The following is a 16,431-nucleotide window of genomic DNA, read 5'->3' on the forward strand; positions in this document are numbered from 1 at the left end:
TACAATCAAAGTTTAACAATGAAGAGTTAAAAGAAAGTGTCTACCAGTTCTCTTGCACAACATCTTAGAGGTTTCTGTGAAAGCAATTGTCATGACAACAACAGGAGGGCCAGACGTCTTGCATTGGCAAGAAATCCCTGCGCCGATCCTCACTCAGGCTACTCACGTTAAAGTTAAGCTCCAGGCCGCGGGCCTGAATCCCATTGATACCAAGCTCCGTCAGCGGGGAACGTTCTATCCAGAGCAGATGCCTGCTATCTTGGGTTGTGATGGGGCCGGCATTGTGACCGAAGTAGGGGCCGAGGTCACGCACCTTCAACCAGGCGATGAGGTATTTTTCTGTGCCGGGGGCCTGGGAGAGCGCCATACCGGCAATTATGCGGAATATGCTGTCGTCGATGCCAGCCTTGTTGTCCCCAAACCACCGTCCCTGTCCTTTATCGAAGCGGCGGCCGCCCCCTTAGTATTGATTACAGCCTGGGAGGCCCTCTACGACCGGGGACGCCTTGAAGCCGGGCAAACGGTGTTAATCCACGCTGGAGCTGGCGGCGTGGGCCATGTCGCGATTCAGTTGGCCAAGCGCCGGGGGGCCCGAGTTTTAACAACCGTGGGTACACCGGATAAGGCCCGTCTGGTCAGACAATTGGGGGCCGATGAGCCCATTCTCTACCGTCAAGTTAATCTTCGGGATACCGTACTGAGTTTGACCCAGGGCCAGGGCGTTGATCTGGCCTTGGATACCGTGGGAGGGTTAACCTTCTTTGAAACCATTCCCCTGGTCAAGGTGTATGGTGACTTGGTCACTATCCTAGAACCCAATTACGAGCTAGGTACGCTAAAGGAGGCCCGCAGCCGCAATCTCCGTCTGGGTTTTACGTTGATGCTTACTCCAGCTTTGTTAGGGCTACCGGTGGCCTTGGCCCAGCAACGGCAAATTCTAGAGCATTGTGCCGACTGGCTAGAACAGGGCCAGTTAAGCATTCATGTGGGCCAAACCTTTCCCCTTGCAGAAGCGGCGGCGGCCCATCGTGCCCTAGAAGCTGGCCACAGCACTGGCAAGATAGTGCTAGAAATCCCCGGCGAATCAGTCAGCTCTAGCTCAAGCTGAGGTCAGAAAATACGTCATCGAGCCATAATAGCAGAGCCTCTTTGCCTTTCTTCCTATGCTCAAAACAGCGCTCCTGCTAACGGTTTCCAATATTTTTATGACCTTTGCCTGGTACGGCCATCTCAAGGATCTCAAGACCGCTCCTCTCTGGATAGCGATTATCCTCAGTTGGCTGATTGCTCTACTGGAATATTGCTTTCAAGTGCCGGCGAATCGGCTGGGGATTCAGTATTTTAACCTTCCTCAACTGAAAGTTTTGCAGGAAGTCATCACCATGCTAGTTTTTGCCGGTTTTAGTACTCTATACATGAAAGTTCCTGTGACTCGCAACTATTTCCTGGCAGCAATGCTGTTAGCCGGCGCTGCCTACCTGATTTTCAGCGACCGCCGCTAATCTCACGAGCGGCCCTTGGACGATAGGCTCTCACAAAGTAAAATGATAATCATTATCTTTTTGGGTAAAAGCCTATGTTAATCCGTCATGGCTGGATGCTAGCTATTGTTCTGGTAAGTTGTCTGGCGGGAGCCGGGTGCCAAGGTTCTCGTCCTGCTCCAGAGACCTCCCGCCTGGATATAACGGTTAGTATTCCGCCCCAGCGTTACTTTGTTGAGAAAATCGGGGGAGACCGCGTCAAGGTGAATGTGATGGTGGAAGGGGCGAGGGATCCCCATACCTACGAACCCAAGCCCCAGCAACTTCAGGCCTTAAGTGAAGCAGAGGCCTACGTCAAAGTCGGCATTGGCCTAGAAGATGCCTGGCTCAATAAATTTAAAGCGGTGAATCCAGCTCTAAAGTTTATAGATTCCTCCACTGGTATTACGCCTTTGCAAACCGAGGCCCACGACCACAGCCATGATGACCACGGAACAAAAGCCGCTCTTGTCGCCGATCCTCATATTTGGTTATCGCCTAAATTAGCCAAAATTCAAGCCCAAAATATCTACCAGGGCCTGGCTCAGATTGATCCATCCCAGGCTGAGCAGTACAAAGCCAATCTCAATCAATTTTTGAAGGAGATTGACCAGCTCGATCAAAATATTCGTCAGACCTTAGCGCCAATTCAACAACGGCAGTTTATTGTTTTCCATCCCGCCTGGGCCTACTTTGCACGGGACTATAATCTGGAGCAAATTCCCATTGAAGTCGAGGGCCAAGAACCCAGTGCCCAGGAACTAGCCGCTGTCATTAAAACCGCCCAAAAAGAAGGCATTCAAGTCATTTTTGCCCAGCCCCAACTCAGTCCCAAAAGTGCAGAAACCATTGCCAAAGAAATTAATGGCCGGGTTGTCTTAATTGATGATTTGGCCCCTAACTGGTCAGAAAATCTACGTCAGGTGTCCGCAACCTTTGCCCAGGCCCTCAAAACGACTTCACGGTAGGGCCTTGCGCAGGCCTTCGCCGATGTAGTTAATACTTAATACTGTCAGAATAATCGCCAAGGCGGGGGTAAGAACTAGATGGGGAGCCGTCATCAGGTAATCCTTGGCGGTAAATAGCATCTGGCCCCAGGTGGGAATATCTGGAGGGAAACCCAACCCCAAAAAACTGAGGGTAGATTCTGTGACAATGGCATTGCCCACCGCTAGGGTCGCGGCCACAATAATCAGACTGGCGACGTTGGGAAGGAGATGACGCCAAATTAAGTCCCTCGGACGGGCCCCCAGGGCCGCTGCCGCCGTCATAAACTCCATTTCCCGTAATTTCAAGATATTGGCCCGCACCAAACGGGCCACTGTCATCCAATTTAATCCCCCAATCAACACCACCACCAGGCCAAAAATCCCTAGCTCCGGCGATAACCAGCGGGTGACGGCATCCCGAAACAGATAGACCACCAGCAATACCAGGGGCAGTTGGGGCAGGGCCAGAAAGAGTTCTGTCCAGCGCATTAAAATCAGATCCAACCAACCACCGTAGAAACCGGCTAAGGCCCCAACGACTGTTCCCAGGCCAATGGACAGGGCCATCGCCGTTACCCCCACCGCGAGGGAAATACGTCCTCCTACCAGTAGGCGGGCCAACTGGTCTTGGCCTAAATCATTAGTACCCAAAGGATGGCGCCAACTAGGCGGGGCTGTGGTCTGACTAAAATCAATCTGAGTCAGGCTTTGGCGATAGAAGACTGGGCCGAAGAGAACACTCAGCACCAGAATAAGCAGAAGACCAAGGCCCAGTAGGGCCAGGCGGTCTTGCCGAAAGCGTTGCCAGGCCGAAACCGGAGTCAGCCAGTCGGGAGAGGTATCAGCCGGTGGGAGGGAATTGGGGTTCAACAATCGCAAAACGTCGCCAGAAAGAAATCGGTTCTTGAATAAAATCCTTGCCAGAAAAGCATTCTAGCCCATATCTTTTTCTTTAACTGGCTATTAATGGCCCTGACTGCTCATTACGTCCCAGGAATGATTGCCCGATGCCAATGCCCACTATGCAAAACGTTTAATGATGACCCGATGGCTAGGCTTAGACCCCGGTTTGGCCCGGATCGGTTGGGCGGTACTGGAAGGAGAATCGGGCCAGGCCCCTCAACTGCTTGACTACGGCGTGATCGAAACCGAGAAAAACCTGACCACGCCGGCCCGATTGCTGGAAATTGAGCAAGACCTCAGCTATCTGTTGGCGGAATTTAAACCCGATGACATTGCTATTGAAATGCCGTTTTTTAATCGTCAAATCAAGGCAGCGGGTGGTGTGCTCCAGGCCCTGGGGGTAATTAATTTAGTCATCTATCGTGACCTGGGTAAAGTGCCTATTTTTCTACATCAAGCCAGTTGGAAATGCCACCTGGGCCATGGTCGAGCCAGTAAACAGGAAGTCGCGGCGATGCTACAGCAATTTTTTGTACTGGATACAGCTGCCATTGACGATAGTGTGGATGCCATTGGGATTGCCCTGGCGGGCTTTCAGGGCCTGCGCAATGACATTACTTAGCCCAACGTCGCCACAGGGGCAAGGAACCCGCGGCCAACCCCAACCAAGCAAGCCAGGCCAGGCAACTCACCCAATTCGCCCAAACCAGACCGACAAATTGAATCCGGATTTGATGGGGCCCCGGTGGTAACCGCAGGCCCACTAGACTAAAGTTACGGTGATAGACCGGCAGGGCCGGTGCTAACTGCCCATCTACCCAGACCTCCTGCATTTTGGGATAGTACAAAACCGGCAATTGGACAATTCCGGCCCTTGCGTCCAGGGTGACTTCACATTGAGTCACCGGGCCCTGTTGACGACAACCCCTCTGGGTTTCGAACACTGGTACAATGGCACTTTCTGTCCCCAGGCCCTCAAAATGAAAGGACTGGAGGCGGAGATAGGGCGGCCGGCCATCCAGGGTATGGCCGTCAAAATCAAAGCGCAGTTCAAACTGGCGTTTCTCAGGATCAATCCACTCTGGTTGTAGGGCCAAGCTTTGGTTTAAAACTGGTGTGTTGAGCGGCCAGCGGGCCACGGTTTTTTGATTCACCTGCACGATTAAATGGGCCTGGCCCTGGAGGGTTTCCGGGGGAACCGTGGCCTTGAGCTTCAGAATGGGGGCCGAGCCATTCGGCCAAGCCGGGTAGGGAATGTTAGCATCCTCTTGGATATCAAGTACTAGGGGATGATTAATAAAAATATCCCAACTGCCATAGCCGGGAATCCAATTGGGCTTGAGGGTGGGCAACTCTGCCCGGTTGTATAACTCGGTGATCGGGGCCGTATAGAGATAATCGAGGGCACCGGAATAACGAAACAGGGGTTCCTTTAAAAGTTCTTCAACGGTGACGGTTCCCCTGGGCACGGGCAGCCAAGGACGGCTGACCATAACGATCAGTAAAATTCCGACAATTAAATGGCGACGGTCTAAGCGTTCCCGGAAAATAAAAATGATGGCAAAGCCGGTGAGCAGGGCCCCACTCCACATGACATGGGTTAAAAAGCGAAAGGTGAACTGAGTCACCCAGAGTTGTTTAGGAACGATATTCCAGATGTCCACCGGACTCCAGGTCATCAAAAAAGCTAAAACAAAGACCCAGAGCAGGGCCACCATGGCGGAACGCCTAGGCTGGAGACGGGACGGTAAGGATTGGTCGCTAAAGAGGAAATAGGCGACACTCAATCCGGCCCCCAGCAAAATCCATCCCACGGCCGGATGCAGGCCATAGGTGGGGGAGAGGCCCAATTCCGTTGGGGCTGGTGGCAAAGAGGCAGGAGAAATGAGATTGGCCAGGGGCGTTAGCCAGCGAGTACTAAAGGGATTAACCACTTCAATTTGTCGCCGAATGGCTAGGATTTTGGACTCCAACACCACCGGGGCTAGGAAATAACAACCCAGGAGCCAGGCCCAGAGATAGGCTCCGGCCACCGCACCGTACTGAAGACGAGTCGGCTTAAAATGAGCATCATTAAGGATATAAATGGCTCCAAATAAGCCAATAAATAAAGTACCAAAAACAAAAGTGATAATGTGGGTTATTGCTAGAGCAAACCAGGCTAGACTACTGCCTAAAAACAGGGACTTCCCCGGCTGATGAAAGAGTTGAAAGGCATAAAAAAGAGCAATAGGTAAAAGCCCCTGAGCAATAGCTTCAGTAAAAGCACCACGGGCATGAATATTATTTAAGAAATAAGGGGCTGAAAGATAAGCAACTCCTGCCAAAATCGAGGCCACTGGAGAACGGGTTAGCCGGAGACTGAGGCGATAAATAAACAGGCCCCCTAACCACAGGGCCAGCCAGAGCAGAATCTTGTAGGCATCGTAGGGATTTAAGGGGGTTAGAAACTTATAAATCAAGGCCCCTAAAGTATAGGGAAATTGACTATAAAATTGGAAGCCTGGATAACGAAAACCAAAGTCCTCTAGGGGCGCAACTCGTAGGGGAAACTGACCTTCTTCTAGGGCCAAACGGGCCTGGACAATATAACCAATGTGGGATGTATGGTCATTGATGGAAAAAATTACTTGGGATGCAGCCATGGGGGCCATCAAGGCCACAGCGATCAGCATGAATAGAAAAGCAACGCCGTAGAGTGTCCGCTGGACTTGCCATTGTTGGCATAGCCATCGCCAAACTATTTTAATCGCGGGTAGTTGACTCCAATCCTGTCTTTTTTGAGCTAACTCTTGCCGAAAAATCCACCCGAATAAACCGAGACTAATCAAGCCTAAGTCAATCCGAAAAACTTGAACGGTTCCTCCGTCTAAAAGCTGGAGATAGCCCACTAATCCTAGCCCTAAACTAAGGCTTAGGCAAAGCACAGCTAACAAAAAGGGAATTTCTTGCCGATGGCGATTCAGCCAGCTTTGTTTTTTATAGAAAGGGATGCCCAATAAAAGTAAACCTAGATTTAAAAGCAAAACAAGAGCAAGAATAAAACCAACAAAGGGGAAAAACATTTATCACAATTAATGTATTTTAAGGCGAACTATCTCAGCGTATAGAGAAACATAATATCATTATGAGTATAGATTGGTCGATGCTCCTCTAGGAATTTTAGGTTACCAGTAATAGTTGCCATCTCTATACCTACTGGAGGATTAGCCTTGGCCGATTCCAGGGCCTGTAAAACGGTACTATCTACCAGCAGGTAATCATACTCTAAATTTTCAATCTTTTGTTCTAGCGGATTGAAACGAGGTTGATCATAGTAAGACTGCAAATCTAACCCTAAGGAATTATTTTTGTTTAAAATTTCAACATATTGATTGATGTTAATAGCTGCATTAAAGGTGCTATAAATTAAGGCTTTTTGGTTCCGTTTAGGTAAAAGGGAATTGTGATATAAATAGTTGACAACTTGCTGATTCTCTTGTCCCCAGTTAAGGGTAGAATCATTAGCCAGTAACCACTTTGGCATCGGCCATAGTGGACTTACATAACTTAAGCCTTGGGGTAGGCCCAGCAGGCCAAAAACCACGTACAGTGTCAGAGCACCGTAGAAAAAAAGAGAAGGATATAGCGGCCGCCAGCGTACTAGCACAACAGCAATCAGAAAATATAAAAAGAAAATGACAGGATAAAAATAGCGGTAGCCAATGACAAAACGACTCCCCTGGGCAAGATAAGTATAAGCCAAGGGATAGAGTGCAATAAAAATAGCTATTGAAATTAAATATAATCTAGAATGATTCAAATGTCCGAATTTCAGCCCTTGCTTAATCCATAACAGAAATGGGTTTGGGGTTTGAGAAAAGATGGTTTTGAGTTGAAGCAACAACACCCAGATAATCATAGCCAGCAATAATCCTAGACCAGGATTTTCCTTGAAAACAAGAATTTTGGTTAGGTATTGACCATAGGTAACAGGACGAAATTGGCCCCAGAGAAAAGGAACTTGTTCCCCCTTGGCGGTCACGAGGGTCATCTGCAATCCTTGCCAGTAATAACGCCCTAAATCAATTAAATGATTCTCTCCCATAGCTCGAAAAGCAAAACGATACATTGCCAGGGTGAGCAGGGGTTGTATGAGCAAGCAGAGACTACTACCAACAATCAATTGAAGGGCGGATCGACGGCAAATATAGTGCCATAGATAAAGGGCAGTGCTCCCTAGACCTATAAAAAGAATGGGGAGTAGGAGTAAGTTACTGAATTTTGTATTTAGGGCTAATCCCAAACTTAAGGTTAATATAGTAAACTGTATAAAAACTAACTTATGTTTCTTTTGCAGATAGCTGTAAATTAAAATAGTGGCACTTAAAATAGTGGTTAATGCGCTCCAGGAGACCGTCACATCAAAAGTGACTAAAGCACTATGACTCATTAAGCTTGGAGAAAATAACCAGAGCCCCCCCATGATCAAAGCAATAGCTGGGTCTAGTAGCCTTAAAACCACACTGTAGCCGTATAACCAAACTAAAAATAGTCCATTAATTGCCAGGTAAAGAAGCCGAGACCCCTGAATCACTGCCTCAAAGGCATCGGGATAATACATCAAAACTTGATAGCCGGCATCAAAGGCCGCTAAGCGAATTTGAACCGGATCTAAACGATTCAAATCCGGTAGAGAAACCTGAATCTGAGGAAATAAGCAACTAAATAGAAAACTATTAAGGATTTTTAAGAGCAGGGGATGTTCTGGATTGAGTCCAACACCTTGACTATAGGCATAGGCCGCGCCGATATAGGCTGTTTCATCCGCCGTCAGGCCATTGACTTGAATAAGATAGATGCCGACACCCGCATAAGCTAAGAGCAGGAGGGCAAAACCAACGGAATAGACGAAGGGACGACGAACTTCCATGGGACAATATTAACGCTCTGGCTCATTCCCTGTCCGTCCAACCTTCTATGTCCAGTATTTTAAAGCAGATTCGTCGCAAACTCTTTGGCCTAGATGAACAGGAAGCCGCCCTGCATCGGGCCATTGCCGATACCAATGAATTGATCGCAAATTTGCAAAAATCCTTTGATCATCTCCACCTCAACTACAGCCGTACCTTGGTGGAGGTCGTCAGCCAGAGTCATCCCCAGACTCAACTGAGTTGCCTGATTAACGAACTTCCTCTCCGGATGCCTGTCTCGGTGTTGCGAGCCTATGCGCACTGCTTGGAAACATCACAAAAAGATAGTTTTAACTACCGAGTCGAGAGTCATTGTGTGGATTGGTTGCGTCAGTATCTCCAACCCGGCGATGTTTTTGTGGATGTGGGGGCCGCCTACGGCGTGATTAGTCTGCCTTTAGCCGATTACCTGGGGCCCAACGGTCGGGTCTATGCCTTTGAACCGGCCCGCCAAACGCGTCAATTACTAGAACAGATTATCACCCAAAACAATATTGGTAATGTCACGCTGTTGCCCCAGGCCATTTCAGATAGCATCGGTAGCGCAGAGTTCATTGAATACTCCAGTGATAACCCCTTTGCTTGGGCCTCGGATACCTCGACCCTCGCAGCTAATGTCCAGCCGAGTCAACAGCACTACCAAACCTATATCGTTGAGATTACGACCCTCGACCACATCCTAGAACAACAATCCATTTGCCCCCAGGCCATCAAAATTGACATTGAGGGGTTTGAACTCTACGCCCTCCAAGGGGGACAAAAAACCCTGGACCAGTACCGTCCGGCCCTCTGTATTGATATCCACGAAGATGTGAGAACAAAAACCTCGGCCCTGCTAGGTGTCCGGCCTTTTCTGGAGTCCCTGGGCTATCGTTTACAACTCCAAGAGCATACTCTGTTTGCAGCTCCCTAATTCTGTCAGAATTTTTGAGCTAAAGACTTGCGATTCAATAAAATTATTGCTATCGTAGTTAAGCACTTACAAAAGCCGGGATAGCTCAGTTGGTAGAGCAGAGGACTGAAAATCCTCGTGTCGGCGGTTCAAGTCCGCCTCCTGGCATCTCTAAACACTAGACGTAGTAACGGTTACAGCATGTCTGCCCACTGATAGGCATACATGAAAAACTGACCTAGACCTAAATTGACCTAAAACTGACCTAAAATTTTCTAGGGTCATCCTCAAAATCGGCGCGTTTTTGCTGGTATTGATAGGCCGTTCCGGCCGCTGATGTCAACCCAGCGGCAAACCCCAGTCCGGCTTGGTTGCCCATTAAAATCGAAGGGACAGCAATGGCCACCGCGGCCAGCATCGCCAGTGTAGGGAAGTCGATCCACCGACTCACAGTCTTCTCCTCCAGGCCTTGGCCAATTCAGAAATCTCTTCTGCCTTGTCCAGTCCATTGATACAGCGTCGGGCCTGGTAAAAATCAGCCTTGTCCCCATTGATGTACTCGGTGATTTTCCGGCCAGTGAACGTACCGACCTTGAAGCCGTGGACCAAAGTAAAAAGCGCGATGTTCGGATCTAGCGCCTTGTCAGGGTTCCCCACCAAGTCAAAACCTAAAATTTCCCCGTACTTCTGGTAATTCCGCCGCCAAGTCAATTGAACGAAGCCGCGTCCGTAGTAAGGAAAATAGCGGAGATTCCGCCGGCGCCAATCCTCGCTATTCCAATAAGCCTCTTTGACTGGCTTAAAGGTTTTGTTCGTCTCATGTTCCGTCGTGGCAAGAACGTAGGCAATCTGATTAGCTGACCCAATCTTCTGTTGACGGCATTCGTAAATAATGGCCTCTACCGTACCGTCCTTGGTGGAAAAGTCATGGGTCTTTCCTGGGGTGGTCAGGGCCAAAACTTCCTCTTGAAGCAAGGCCCAAGAGTCTGGCCCAATCCATTCAGGCTCCGAGCGGTGGTTATCGGCTTTGAACTCGGCCCAGGCCGACCGGGTGCGAGGGCCAAACATCCCGTCAATGGGCCCAACCGGATAGCCCAGGGCCTTTAAGCCAGTTTGAACCTGCTTGAGGGTATCGAGGGGCAGGTCACTTAGTAGCGTCGCCGTTTGAATAGCGTTCATTGTTGTTATTTCTGGTCTGGGTTTGGCGGTACTCGTTGAGGTCTTCTCTCAAGGATTTGACCGTTTCTTCCAAGCGGATAAATCTCGCTTCCTGGGTAACGGCCGCATCGGTTAGGGTTTTGTTAACGCTGATTACGCCAACTCCGATGCTGAGCATCACGCCGATCATGGTGACGCTGATCCAAATGTCATTGGCCCTGGTGGGGTGAGGGGGAATCTCATTCATGGCGGGAAGACTAAGTAGTTGCAACACGGATTTCTAGGGTGGGGTTGAATTAGGAGCTTTCTGTCCAGACCTGGACGGTAACAAACCAAGAAAAGCCCAGTCGTGAATAGCGGTAATTAATCCCTTTCAGGGCCAGGGCCCGGTCATTGGCCCAGATAGGAGGAGCCACAAGCTGAATCACCTGTGGCTCTGGGGTTGGGTATAAACGCTGGACATCAAAAAGATTAGGCTTTTGCGTCAATGTCCGGCCCGCTTGGCCGATGTATCCCCAAAAACGAGAAGGAGGCAATATTCCAGCAGGAAGTTGAGCATGAACCCGAAACCACTCCCCCGCCGTTGGCACAGAAAATAACCAATCGTTGGTGAGGTTGGCCCCAAATAGGTTAGTCCAGGTCAAGCTCAAACTCCATTTCAATCATCTGCTCGTCGTAGGCTCCCCCCTCCAGATATTCGTTTAATTCCGCCATGGTTACAGGCCTGGGCAATAATTCACCTGGCATAACCACAAAGGCGTAGTTATCACCGTCCTTGGCCGCTACTTCCCCCCAGTCAGGACGGGGAGTTAATAGCGTTTCATCAAACAGCGGATCGCCGGGGAGGATCAAGGGGGAGTCACTCATTAGGGGTTAGGAATTAGGTCGTAGTCAACGCCAGAAATGGTAAATCCAGCCGCCGCCGCCGCATCCAGTACAGAAGCCTGAGGCTTGGCAAAGGTGGACTGAGTGCCCGCCGCCGTCTTGCGAGAAGCACGGGGGGGCTTAGGATCTTGAACCCCCCAAACGAGATCCGCCGCGTCAGCCCCTGATGCCTGAACGATTCCCAAAGTGCCGATGATATCTAATTCGCTAGTAGGCAGGTTCCAAGCGTATTTCCAGCCCCCCGGCATATCAACGTAAACCGTCCGGGTACGGCCAGAGGTTTTAACCCCCCGGCGGCCCGTTTTGTCGTTCACAGTCCAGCCTGCCGTTTTTTTAAGGGCGCTCACTTTGTTAGTAGAGCAAAAGCTGGAAAAGGTGTTTTCCGAGCCGTCGTAAGTCGCACGGGGGGGCTTGGGGGAGTTACAACCAAAGAAGACCCCAGCGGCTCCAGCATAAGCCGTGTGACCAAGGGCTGCCTTGTGTGTATTATGCCCTTCTTGCTGAGTTAAAAAACCGTACTTTTTGTCATTCAGCGTAACGTAAACTTTGACTCTCTCGCCTCGATTACGTGCCATAAATAGACTCCTTTAGGCTAATGCCTAGGTAAGGTTGACTTAAGCGTTAGTGCCGACCGTTTGGTCGAAGTTAACCGGCGCGACGTAACGCATTTGTTGGCTGAAAACAATCCCGCCTTGATCCGGGTTGTAGCCAGCATTGGTAGGAGTAAAGAAGCTGGTAAGCTCACTATCCTCAGGGGCTAGAGCGGCATTGGCGGCTTCCTGGGCAGTGTAACAAGCCGTCAGTAACTTGGACATTACTTCAACAACACCTTCATTGGTTAGGGCGGTATAAGTGTCGCCAGTAAGAGCAGATAAGGAAACAGTAATATCCCCAGCAGCATACTCAAGAACATCACCGCCAAGCGCGGTATCCAATTCTTGAAAGGTCAAATTTTTAAGAACAGCCATAAAAGCTCCTTTAGATATCAACAGTTTTGTTATAGCCCAAGATTTTGCTAAAAACATCAGCGATGACCAGGGCAGTGTACTGCTCACTAGCCCGAATTCTACTTTTTATTTGTGGTTCCAGATTGCCCCGACGACCCTTAGGGTGCTCGAAAATCCTGGGTAATCCAACACAGTCTTAGATAGGGGTGAGTACAAAATAACAATAAAGTTTTGTAAAGTATTTGACGGCATAAAAAAGTACCGCCTAAAAGTCCCCATTATTGATGGAAGCCGTTTTTGGCTGGGGCAATGGTCAGTGGGAATTTATTGGTGTAGAGGGGACTGAGAGCAGACTAACTGATCAGTGGGCTTTCAAAGTCACTTTCTTTCTCGGTATCAACGTAGATTTTGAAGCGCTTCTTGGCCCACTCTTTGTTCTTGGTGTGTAGATAGCTGGGGTCTGTGATGCCATTGGTAGAGCGCACAATGGTATAGGTTCCAAAGGCGGGATACATCAGGACACTGCGTTTTTTCTCTGCGGGGGGCAGAAGCGAGTCGTCTATTTCTGTATGGGCAGGAAATCCTACCATCTTGGCGTTAGATAAAGTTAGTAGTGACTTAATGAAAGACAATCCCTCGGTGGGAGTAGAAGCCCAGACCTGCATCTGTCGCCCATTGTCTAGACGAACTGTCGTCAAGACAGGGCCATAGGTGAAGCGAACGGCGGCTTGCTTGATTTTTTGCCAGGTAAGAGGCTTGGGGTCAGGAATGTTGAGAACGCTTCTTCTAATGCCTTCTACTTCAAAGGGGGGTTTCTCTTTGGAGTAATAACGAAGTTGAAGGTTAGCCCTTTTAGGGGTGGCTCGTTGCCATTCTTCGTAGGGGACAGCCAGAAATTCTCCAACATCACGAGGGCCTAAAATGCCCTGTTGGAGTAGGGCTGATTCTGCCTGCTGGATTACCTCTTCCTGGTCACCTTCTAGGTAAATAAAGGGGTCATCAGCACTGGGGACAGGTGGAGCCCCGTCGTCTCCCAGTTTGTTGCTGGGGTTCAGGTAAAGCCTAATGGCCCGTTCGGTGTCGGGTGGGGGCTGGTCGGCGTATTTGTTGTTTTGGAAAAAGTCATCTAACGAATAGGCCATGACATAGCCCATGTCGATAATTGAGTCTTCCACTGCATCCAAGAAAGCCCGCCAGTAGGCTCTGTCTTCAGGGTCTTTGATGGACTCAATTTTTTTGTCAATAGCATCGGCAATTGTCCAGGGTTTTTTGTTGTCTGAACTGTAGATCGACTTCTGCCCAAATAATTCATAACGTCTTGCCGATAACAAGGCTTTAATCCAGCCTTTGCTAACAGTAGATCTAAACCACGTCTGGAAAAACGCGCCTATTTTGGCGGCAATTTCACTGCTTCCCTCTTCTGCCACTTCCAAGGCCATATCAGCGGCAATAACTGGCCACTTAAACGCAACCCCAGCGGCTACAGCTGCGCCCACAGTCCACACAACACTTGTTCCTGCCAAAGACCCTTTGGCCGCTGCTATACCAATGTCCAGTTGCTTAATAGCTTCTTCTAGTTGCGCGTCGGTTTGATTCCAGTCAAAATTTTTAATCTCGAAGTAGCTTTCTACACAAAAATCCCAGATTCCAGAAATAGAAAAATCTGGAATCATCCAGCCAATGGTCTTTTCCCAGATAGCGCCCAAAAACTTAAGCGCCCCGCCGATAAAATTCAGGCTCCCCCCCAAGGCTCCAAAAATATCTTGAACAAGTTTTCCTAATCCTCCCAAGGGATGCTCTTTCTTCTGCTTGGCGAAAAAGTCAAAAACACGGGGGCCGAGGGTATTCCTAACTTTCTCACTGGTCAAAACATCAGGGATTTCGTAGCCAAAAAAGTTTTTGGCCGCCGTGCCGATTGCTTTAAACGAATTCCCCGATAGTGCAGGCATTAGATCGTTGTTCCTGTGATTTCATTAACATTAAGTGGAACCACGCCAGTTACAGAGCGGGTACTTTGGGCCGTTGGGCCACTATTGCTGAGACTCACTGACGAGAACGTACTAAAAAAGCTGTTTAATCGACTGCCGGTCGCCACTCCCGTATTGGCCGTGGTTTGGGCCGCCTCAGCCGCGCCGAGCAATTTAATGCAGAATTCAACGACACCACTGGCCGACAAGGCATCTATGGTGTCTCCGGTGAGCAGGGAAGCGGAAATTACGACATCATCACCACTCAGAGAAATGGCCCCGGCGGGGGCCGCGTTGGCCAATTGTTGAAAGGTTAGATCACTAGGCATCGTCTTGGTTATCTGAAACTGGGATGTTATCTATGATAGGTCGTGGCTTCTGGTCTAGTTTCTCGTAGCCCGTGGGGAGGTTATTTTCCTTGATCCATTTGTCCCATTGTTCGTCAGCTAATTTTTTAGCTTCTTCTCGTTTCTGTTTGATTTTTTCACCGGGTAAAGGTTCACCGGGTTTATACTTGCGCCAAACCGCGCTGGCCGCCTTGGCCGCATTCAGACCAACAGTAATTAGGTCTTCCTTCATGACGGCCTTATCTACATTTTTCCAGCGCAAAACGTTGTGTTTGCTAGGCTGTTGAAACTCCATTAAATCGTCGGCTTTGGGGTTAAAGGGAAGGGGAACTTCCTCAGAGTCAGTTTCGCCGTTATAGCCCAAGAATTTAGAGATGGCGACAACGTGATCATGGGTCAGCAAGTCTTGGTTAAACAGCTTGATTAACTCAGATAAGGCCTTGATTTGCATCTGGGTTTGATGTTCTGAGAGGAGGTTGATATTGAAAACCAAGTTGAACAACTCACCGATTGCTTCTGCCATATTGGGGAGATGAATTTCCTCCTCTTTTTTGCCATCGGGTGATTTAACCTTGATAGTCGTAGCCCATTCCCCAAAAAGGGCATCTAATTGGCGGTTCTGCCAGTCTTGAATTTCCAGCATATCGCCCAGCTTGATTAGTTTTGGCGGTGGCGGAGTTCCTCCTTTCTTGCCAGTAGTCAGGCCTGCTTTGTCTTTGACTAAATGCTCAGGATATTCCTGGGGTAAACGATGGTATCCGGCCCGGAAAAAGGCGGCGGCGGACATTAAAGCCATTAGGCGGGGGAGGGATTTAATTTGTAGTTTGTTGCCGTCTGTGGTTCCAGAGATGCCTTCAATAAACTGCTTGACGTTGCCACTTTCTAACGCCGCCTTTACTTGTTTACTGAATTCCTCGCTCTCACCATTTTTGGCAAATTGTAGTAGCCCGTATCCTTTCAGAATGTCTTCCGGGGAAGCGGTCAAGGCCCAGCTAAAATCATCCACTCCCAGGACTTTACGAATTTCGCCGTCTGTTGAAATTTGCAGTTTCTGATCGCCGAGGGTTGTAGGGGTACTGTCTGCAATGGGCTTATTGCCGACCGTCAGCTTAAGCGGTACATAGCCCGTGACCTCTTGGTAAGCATTGGCGCGGGACACATTGTAGGCACTGGCTAGCACGGCTAGGGGTTTCATTCCGTAGAGCAAACCGATTTCACCGGATAAACCAGGAATCGAAGCCGGGGCTACTAAGGCAAAGCTGTCCCAAAGGGTTAAGTCCTTGGCCAGCTCGTCATATTCCTTTTTCTCCTCCTGGTTTGCTGGCTGGGCCTGTTGTAAGGTCATCCAGTTCGCAAACTTTCTAACGGAGTCTTCTTTTGCCGCCGTTAACTGCTCTTTAAACTTACTGAGTTGCAGGTTATAGCGCTTGATCGGCTTGGTAGAAACTGGATGGGTGAGCAGGCCACCGTAGGGCTTTTCCGTCAGTTGTTGCTTAATGCTGATACTGCGTTTCTTGGGGGTCTTAGTGTCAGTTTGTCCGTCGGCTTCCTTAGGTAAACGCCGGTTAGGGACTTCGGGAGGATCCTTGATTTCAATGCTGACTTCTGGCCTGGCCCCATTCCCCGTTGGCACATAAACCACGCTGGGCGGCGGCGTTAGGCTAGGGGGATTGAAGTTGTAGGTGTTGTAATTGTTGACGTTGTGGGTATTGGTATTAGAAAAATCGAAGTTGTTATTAATATCCGGGGGGTCTGGCTCCTGGGGTTGCTGGGGGTCTTGAGATAAAGGCGGGTTGAGATATTCAATAATGGCCGCGGCGGCCACACTGGAAATAATTGCAACACCAAGGGCGGCGGCTGACATAAATCCT

General features: G+C 49.3%; 18 protein-coding genes and 1 tRNA gene. 6 read left to right on the forward strand and 13 right to left on the reverse strand.

All coding sequences use genetic code 11. The annotated features are described in order from the left end of the window. The first annotated feature begins 76 nt into the window (after window positions 1-76). The 3 genes from ABXS88_RS04220 (at window position 77) to ABXS88_RS04230 (ending at window position 2,488) form a co-directional block, all read left to right on the forward strand. Window positions 77-1,108 carry a zinc-dependent alcohol dehydrogenase family protein gene (locus ABXS88_RS04220; RefSeq protein WP_353673939.1) on the forward strand — a complete coding sequence of 344 codons (1,032 nt, stop codon included), beginning with the start codon at window positions 77-79 and terminating at the stop codon, window positions 1,106-1,108. 55 nt (window positions 1,109-1,163) lie between these two features. Next, window positions 1,164-1,502 carry a DMT family protein gene (locus ABXS88_RS04225; protein ID WP_353673940.1) on the forward strand — a complete coding sequence of 113 codons (339 nt, stop codon included), beginning with the start codon at window positions 1,164-1,166 and terminating at the stop codon, window positions 1,500-1,502. A 74-nt stretch (window positions 1,503-1,576) separates the two neighbouring features. Further along, window positions 1,577-2,488, forward strand: a complete 912-nt coding sequence (locus ABXS88_RS04230) for a zinc ABC transporter substrate-binding protein (RefSeq protein ID WP_353673941.1) — start codon at window positions 1,577-1,579, stop codon at window positions 2,486-2,488. Here ABXS88_RS04230 and ABXS88_RS04235 read toward each other — a convergent pair. Then, window positions 2,480-3,382 carry an ABC transporter permease gene (locus tag ABXS88_RS04235; protein ID WP_353673942.1) on the reverse strand — a complete coding sequence of 301 codons (903 nt, stop codon included), beginning with the start codon at window positions 3,380-3,382 and terminating at the stop codon, window positions 2,480-2,482. The genes ABXS88_RS04230 and ABXS88_RS04235 overlap by 9 nt on opposite strands. 166 nt (window positions 3,383-3,548) lie before the next feature. Between ABXS88_RS04235 and ABXS88_RS04240 the strand changes: the two genes are divergently transcribed. Further along, entirely contained in the window at window positions 3,549-4,034 is a 486-nt protein-coding gene (locus ABXS88_RS04240; protein WP_353674775.1) for a crossover junction endodeoxyribonuclease RuvC, read from the forward strand. On the opposite strand, the gene ABXS88_RS04245 is transcribed toward ABXS88_RS04240, so the two are convergent. Together ABXS88_RS04245 and ABXS88_RS04250 are read right to left on the reverse strand one after the other, a co-directional pair. Then, window positions 4,027-6,477 carry a hypothetical protein gene (locus ABXS88_RS04245; RefSeq protein ID WP_353673943.1) on the reverse strand — a complete coding sequence of 817 codons (2,451 nt, stop codon included), beginning with the start codon at window positions 6,475-6,477 and terminating at the stop codon, window positions 4,027-4,029. The genes ABXS88_RS04240 and ABXS88_RS04245 overlap by 8 nt on opposite strands. 29 nt (window positions 6,478-6,506) lie before the next feature. After that, entirely contained in the window at window positions 6,507-8,324 is a 1,818-nt protein-coding gene (locus ABXS88_RS04250; RefSeq protein ID WP_353673944.1) for a hypothetical protein, read from the reverse strand. A gap of 47 nt (window positions 8,325-8,371) precedes the next feature. On the opposite strand from ABXS88_RS04250, the gene ABXS88_RS04255 reads away from it, so the two are divergent. Together ABXS88_RS04255 and ABXS88_RS04260 are read left to right on the forward strand one after the other, a co-directional pair. Further along, window positions 8,372-9,277, forward strand: a complete 906-nt coding sequence (locus tag ABXS88_RS04255; RefSeq protein ID WP_353673945.1) for an FkbM family methyltransferase — start codon at window positions 8,372-8,374, stop codon at window positions 9,275-9,277. A 74-nt stretch (window positions 9,278-9,351) separates the two neighbouring features. After that, window positions 9,352-9,424, forward strand: a tRNA-Phe gene (locus ABXS88_RS04260). 97 nt (window positions 9,425-9,521) lie between these two features. On the opposite strand, the gene ABXS88_RS04265 is transcribed toward ABXS88_RS04260, so the two are convergent. The 10 genes from ABXS88_RS04265 to ABXS88_RS04310 form a co-directional block, all read right to left on the reverse strand. Next, window positions 9,522-9,707: a hypothetical protein gene (locus tag ABXS88_RS04265; RefSeq protein ID WP_353673946.1), complete on the reverse strand. Its 186-nt coding sequence runs from the start codon at window positions 9,705-9,707 to the stop codon at window positions 9,522-9,524. Continuing rightward, window positions 9,704-10,435: a glycoside hydrolase family 19 protein gene (locus tag ABXS88_RS04270; protein ID WP_353673947.1), complete on the reverse strand. Its 732-nt coding sequence runs from the start codon at window positions 10,433-10,435 to the stop codon at window positions 9,704-9,706. Before ABXS88_RS04270 ends, ABXS88_RS04265 begins: the two co-directional genes overlap by 4 nt. Beyond that, on the reverse strand, window positions 10,401-10,661 hold the full coding sequence (locus tag ABXS88_RS04275) for a hypothetical protein (protein WP_353673948.1): 261 nt from the start codon (window positions 10,659-10,661) through the stop codon (window positions 10,401-10,403). Before ABXS88_RS04275 ends, ABXS88_RS04270 begins: the two co-directional genes overlap by 35 nt. Window positions 10,662-10,710: 49 nt before the next feature. Then, window positions 10,711-11,058 carry a hypothetical protein gene (locus tag ABXS88_RS04280; protein ID WP_353673949.1) on the reverse strand — a complete coding sequence of 116 codons (348 nt, stop codon included), beginning with the start codon at window positions 11,056-11,058 and terminating at the stop codon, window positions 10,711-10,713. Continuing rightward, window positions 11,045-11,281 carry a hypothetical protein gene (locus ABXS88_RS04285; RefSeq protein WP_353673950.1) on the reverse strand — a complete coding sequence of 79 codons (237 nt, stop codon included), beginning with the start codon at window positions 11,279-11,281 and terminating at the stop codon, window positions 11,045-11,047. Before ABXS88_RS04285 ends, ABXS88_RS04280 begins: the two co-directional genes overlap by 14 nt. Continuing rightward, a complete protein-coding gene (locus ABXS88_RS04290; protein WP_353673951.1) occupies window positions 11,281-11,874 on the reverse strand; it encodes a hypothetical protein in 594 nt (197 codons plus the stop codon). Before ABXS88_RS04290 ends, ABXS88_RS04285 begins: the two co-directional genes overlap by 1 nt. Window positions 11,875-11,913: 39 nt before the next feature. Next, window positions 11,914-12,267, reverse strand: coding sequence for a hypothetical protein (locus ABXS88_RS04295; RefSeq protein WP_353672560.1), 354 nt, complete (start codon window positions 12,265-12,267; stop codon window positions 11,914-11,916). A gap of 332 nt (window positions 12,268-12,599) precedes the next feature. Next, complete coding sequence (locus ABXS88_RS04300) at window positions 12,600-14,195, reverse strand: hypothetical protein (protein WP_353672561.1); 1,596 nt, start codon at window positions 14,193-14,195, stop codon at window positions 12,600-12,602. After that, window positions 14,195-14,542, reverse strand: coding sequence for a hypothetical protein (locus tag ABXS88_RS04305; protein ID WP_353672562.1), 348 nt, complete (start codon window positions 14,540-14,542; stop codon window positions 14,195-14,197). The genes ABXS88_RS04300 and ABXS88_RS04305 overlap by 1 nt, the downstream gene beginning before the upstream one ends. After that, complete coding sequence (locus tag ABXS88_RS04310; protein WP_353673952.1) at window positions 14,535-16,424, reverse strand: hypothetical protein; 1,890 nt, start codon at window positions 16,422-16,424, stop codon at window positions 14,535-14,537. The genes ABXS88_RS04305 and ABXS88_RS04310 overlap by 8 nt, the downstream gene beginning before the upstream one ends. Between the last annotated feature and the right edge of the window lie 7 nt (window positions 16,425-16,431).

It is taken from the genome of Synechocystis sp. LKSZ1 (assembly GCF_040436315.1).
GTDB lineage: Bacteria > Cyanobacteriota > Cyanobacteriia > Cyanobacteriales > Microcystaceae > Synechocystis.

What these genes read in the sequence shown, in the direction of transcription:
- ABXS88_RS04225 (WP_353673940.1), top strand. Translation starts at nt 1,164, where the DNA reads ATGCTCAAAACAGCGCTCCTGCTAACGGTTTCCAATATTTTTATGACC.
- ABXS88_RS04230 (WP_353673941.1), top strand. Translation starts at nt 1,577, where the DNA reads ATGTTAATCCGTCATGGCTGGATGCTAGCTATTGTTCTGGTAAGTTGT.
- ABXS88_RS04240 (WP_353674775.1), top strand. Translation starts at nt 3,549, where the DNA reads ATGACCCGATGGCTAGGCTTAGACCCCGGTTTGGCCCGGATCGGTTGG.
- ABXS88_RS04245 (WP_353673943.1), bottom strand. Translation starts at nt 6,477, where the DNA reads ATGTTTTTCCCCTTTGTTGGTTTTATTCTTGCTCTTGTTTTGCTTTTA.
- ABXS88_RS04250 (WP_353673944.1), bottom strand. Translation starts at nt 8,324, where the DNA reads ATGGAAGTTCGTCGTCCCTTCGTCTATTCCGTTGGTTTTGCCCTCCTG.
- ABXS88_RS04255 (WP_353673945.1), top strand. Translation starts at nt 8,372, where the DNA reads ATGTCCAGTATTTTAAAGCAGATTCGTCGCAAACTCTTTGGCCTAGAT.
- ABXS88_RS04270 (WP_353673947.1), bottom strand. Translation starts at nt 10,435, where the DNA reads ATGAACGCTATTCAAACGGCGACGCTACTAAGTGACCTGCCCCTCGAT.
- ABXS88_RS04275 (WP_353673948.1), bottom strand. Translation starts at nt 10,661, where the DNA reads ATGAATGAGATTCCCCCTCACCCCACCAGGGCCAATGACATTTGGATC.
- ABXS88_RS04285 (WP_353673950.1), bottom strand. Translation starts at nt 11,281, where the DNA reads ATGAGTGACTCCCCCTTGATCCTCCCCGGCGATCCGCTGTTTGATGAA.
- ABXS88_RS04290 (WP_353673951.1), bottom strand. Translation starts at nt 11,874, where the DNA reads ATGGCACGTAATCGAGGCGAGAGAGTCAAAGTTTACGTTACGCTGAAT.
- ABXS88_RS04295 (WP_353672560.1), bottom strand. Translation starts at nt 12,267, where the DNA reads ATGGCTGTTCTTAAAAATTTGACCTTTCAAGAATTGGATACCGCGCTT.
- ABXS88_RS04300 (WP_353672561.1), bottom strand. Translation starts at nt 14,195, where the DNA reads ATGCCTGCACTATCGGGGAATTCGTTTAAAGCAATCGGCACGGCGGCC.
- ABXS88_RS04305 (WP_353672562.1), bottom strand. Translation starts at nt 14,542, where the DNA reads ATGCCTAGTGATCTAACCTTTCAACAATTGGCCAACGCGGCCCCCGCC.
- ABXS88_RS04310 (WP_353673952.1), bottom strand. Translation starts at nt 16,424, where the DNA reads ATGTCAGCCGCCGCCCTTGGTGTTGCAATTATTTCCAGTGTGGCCGCC.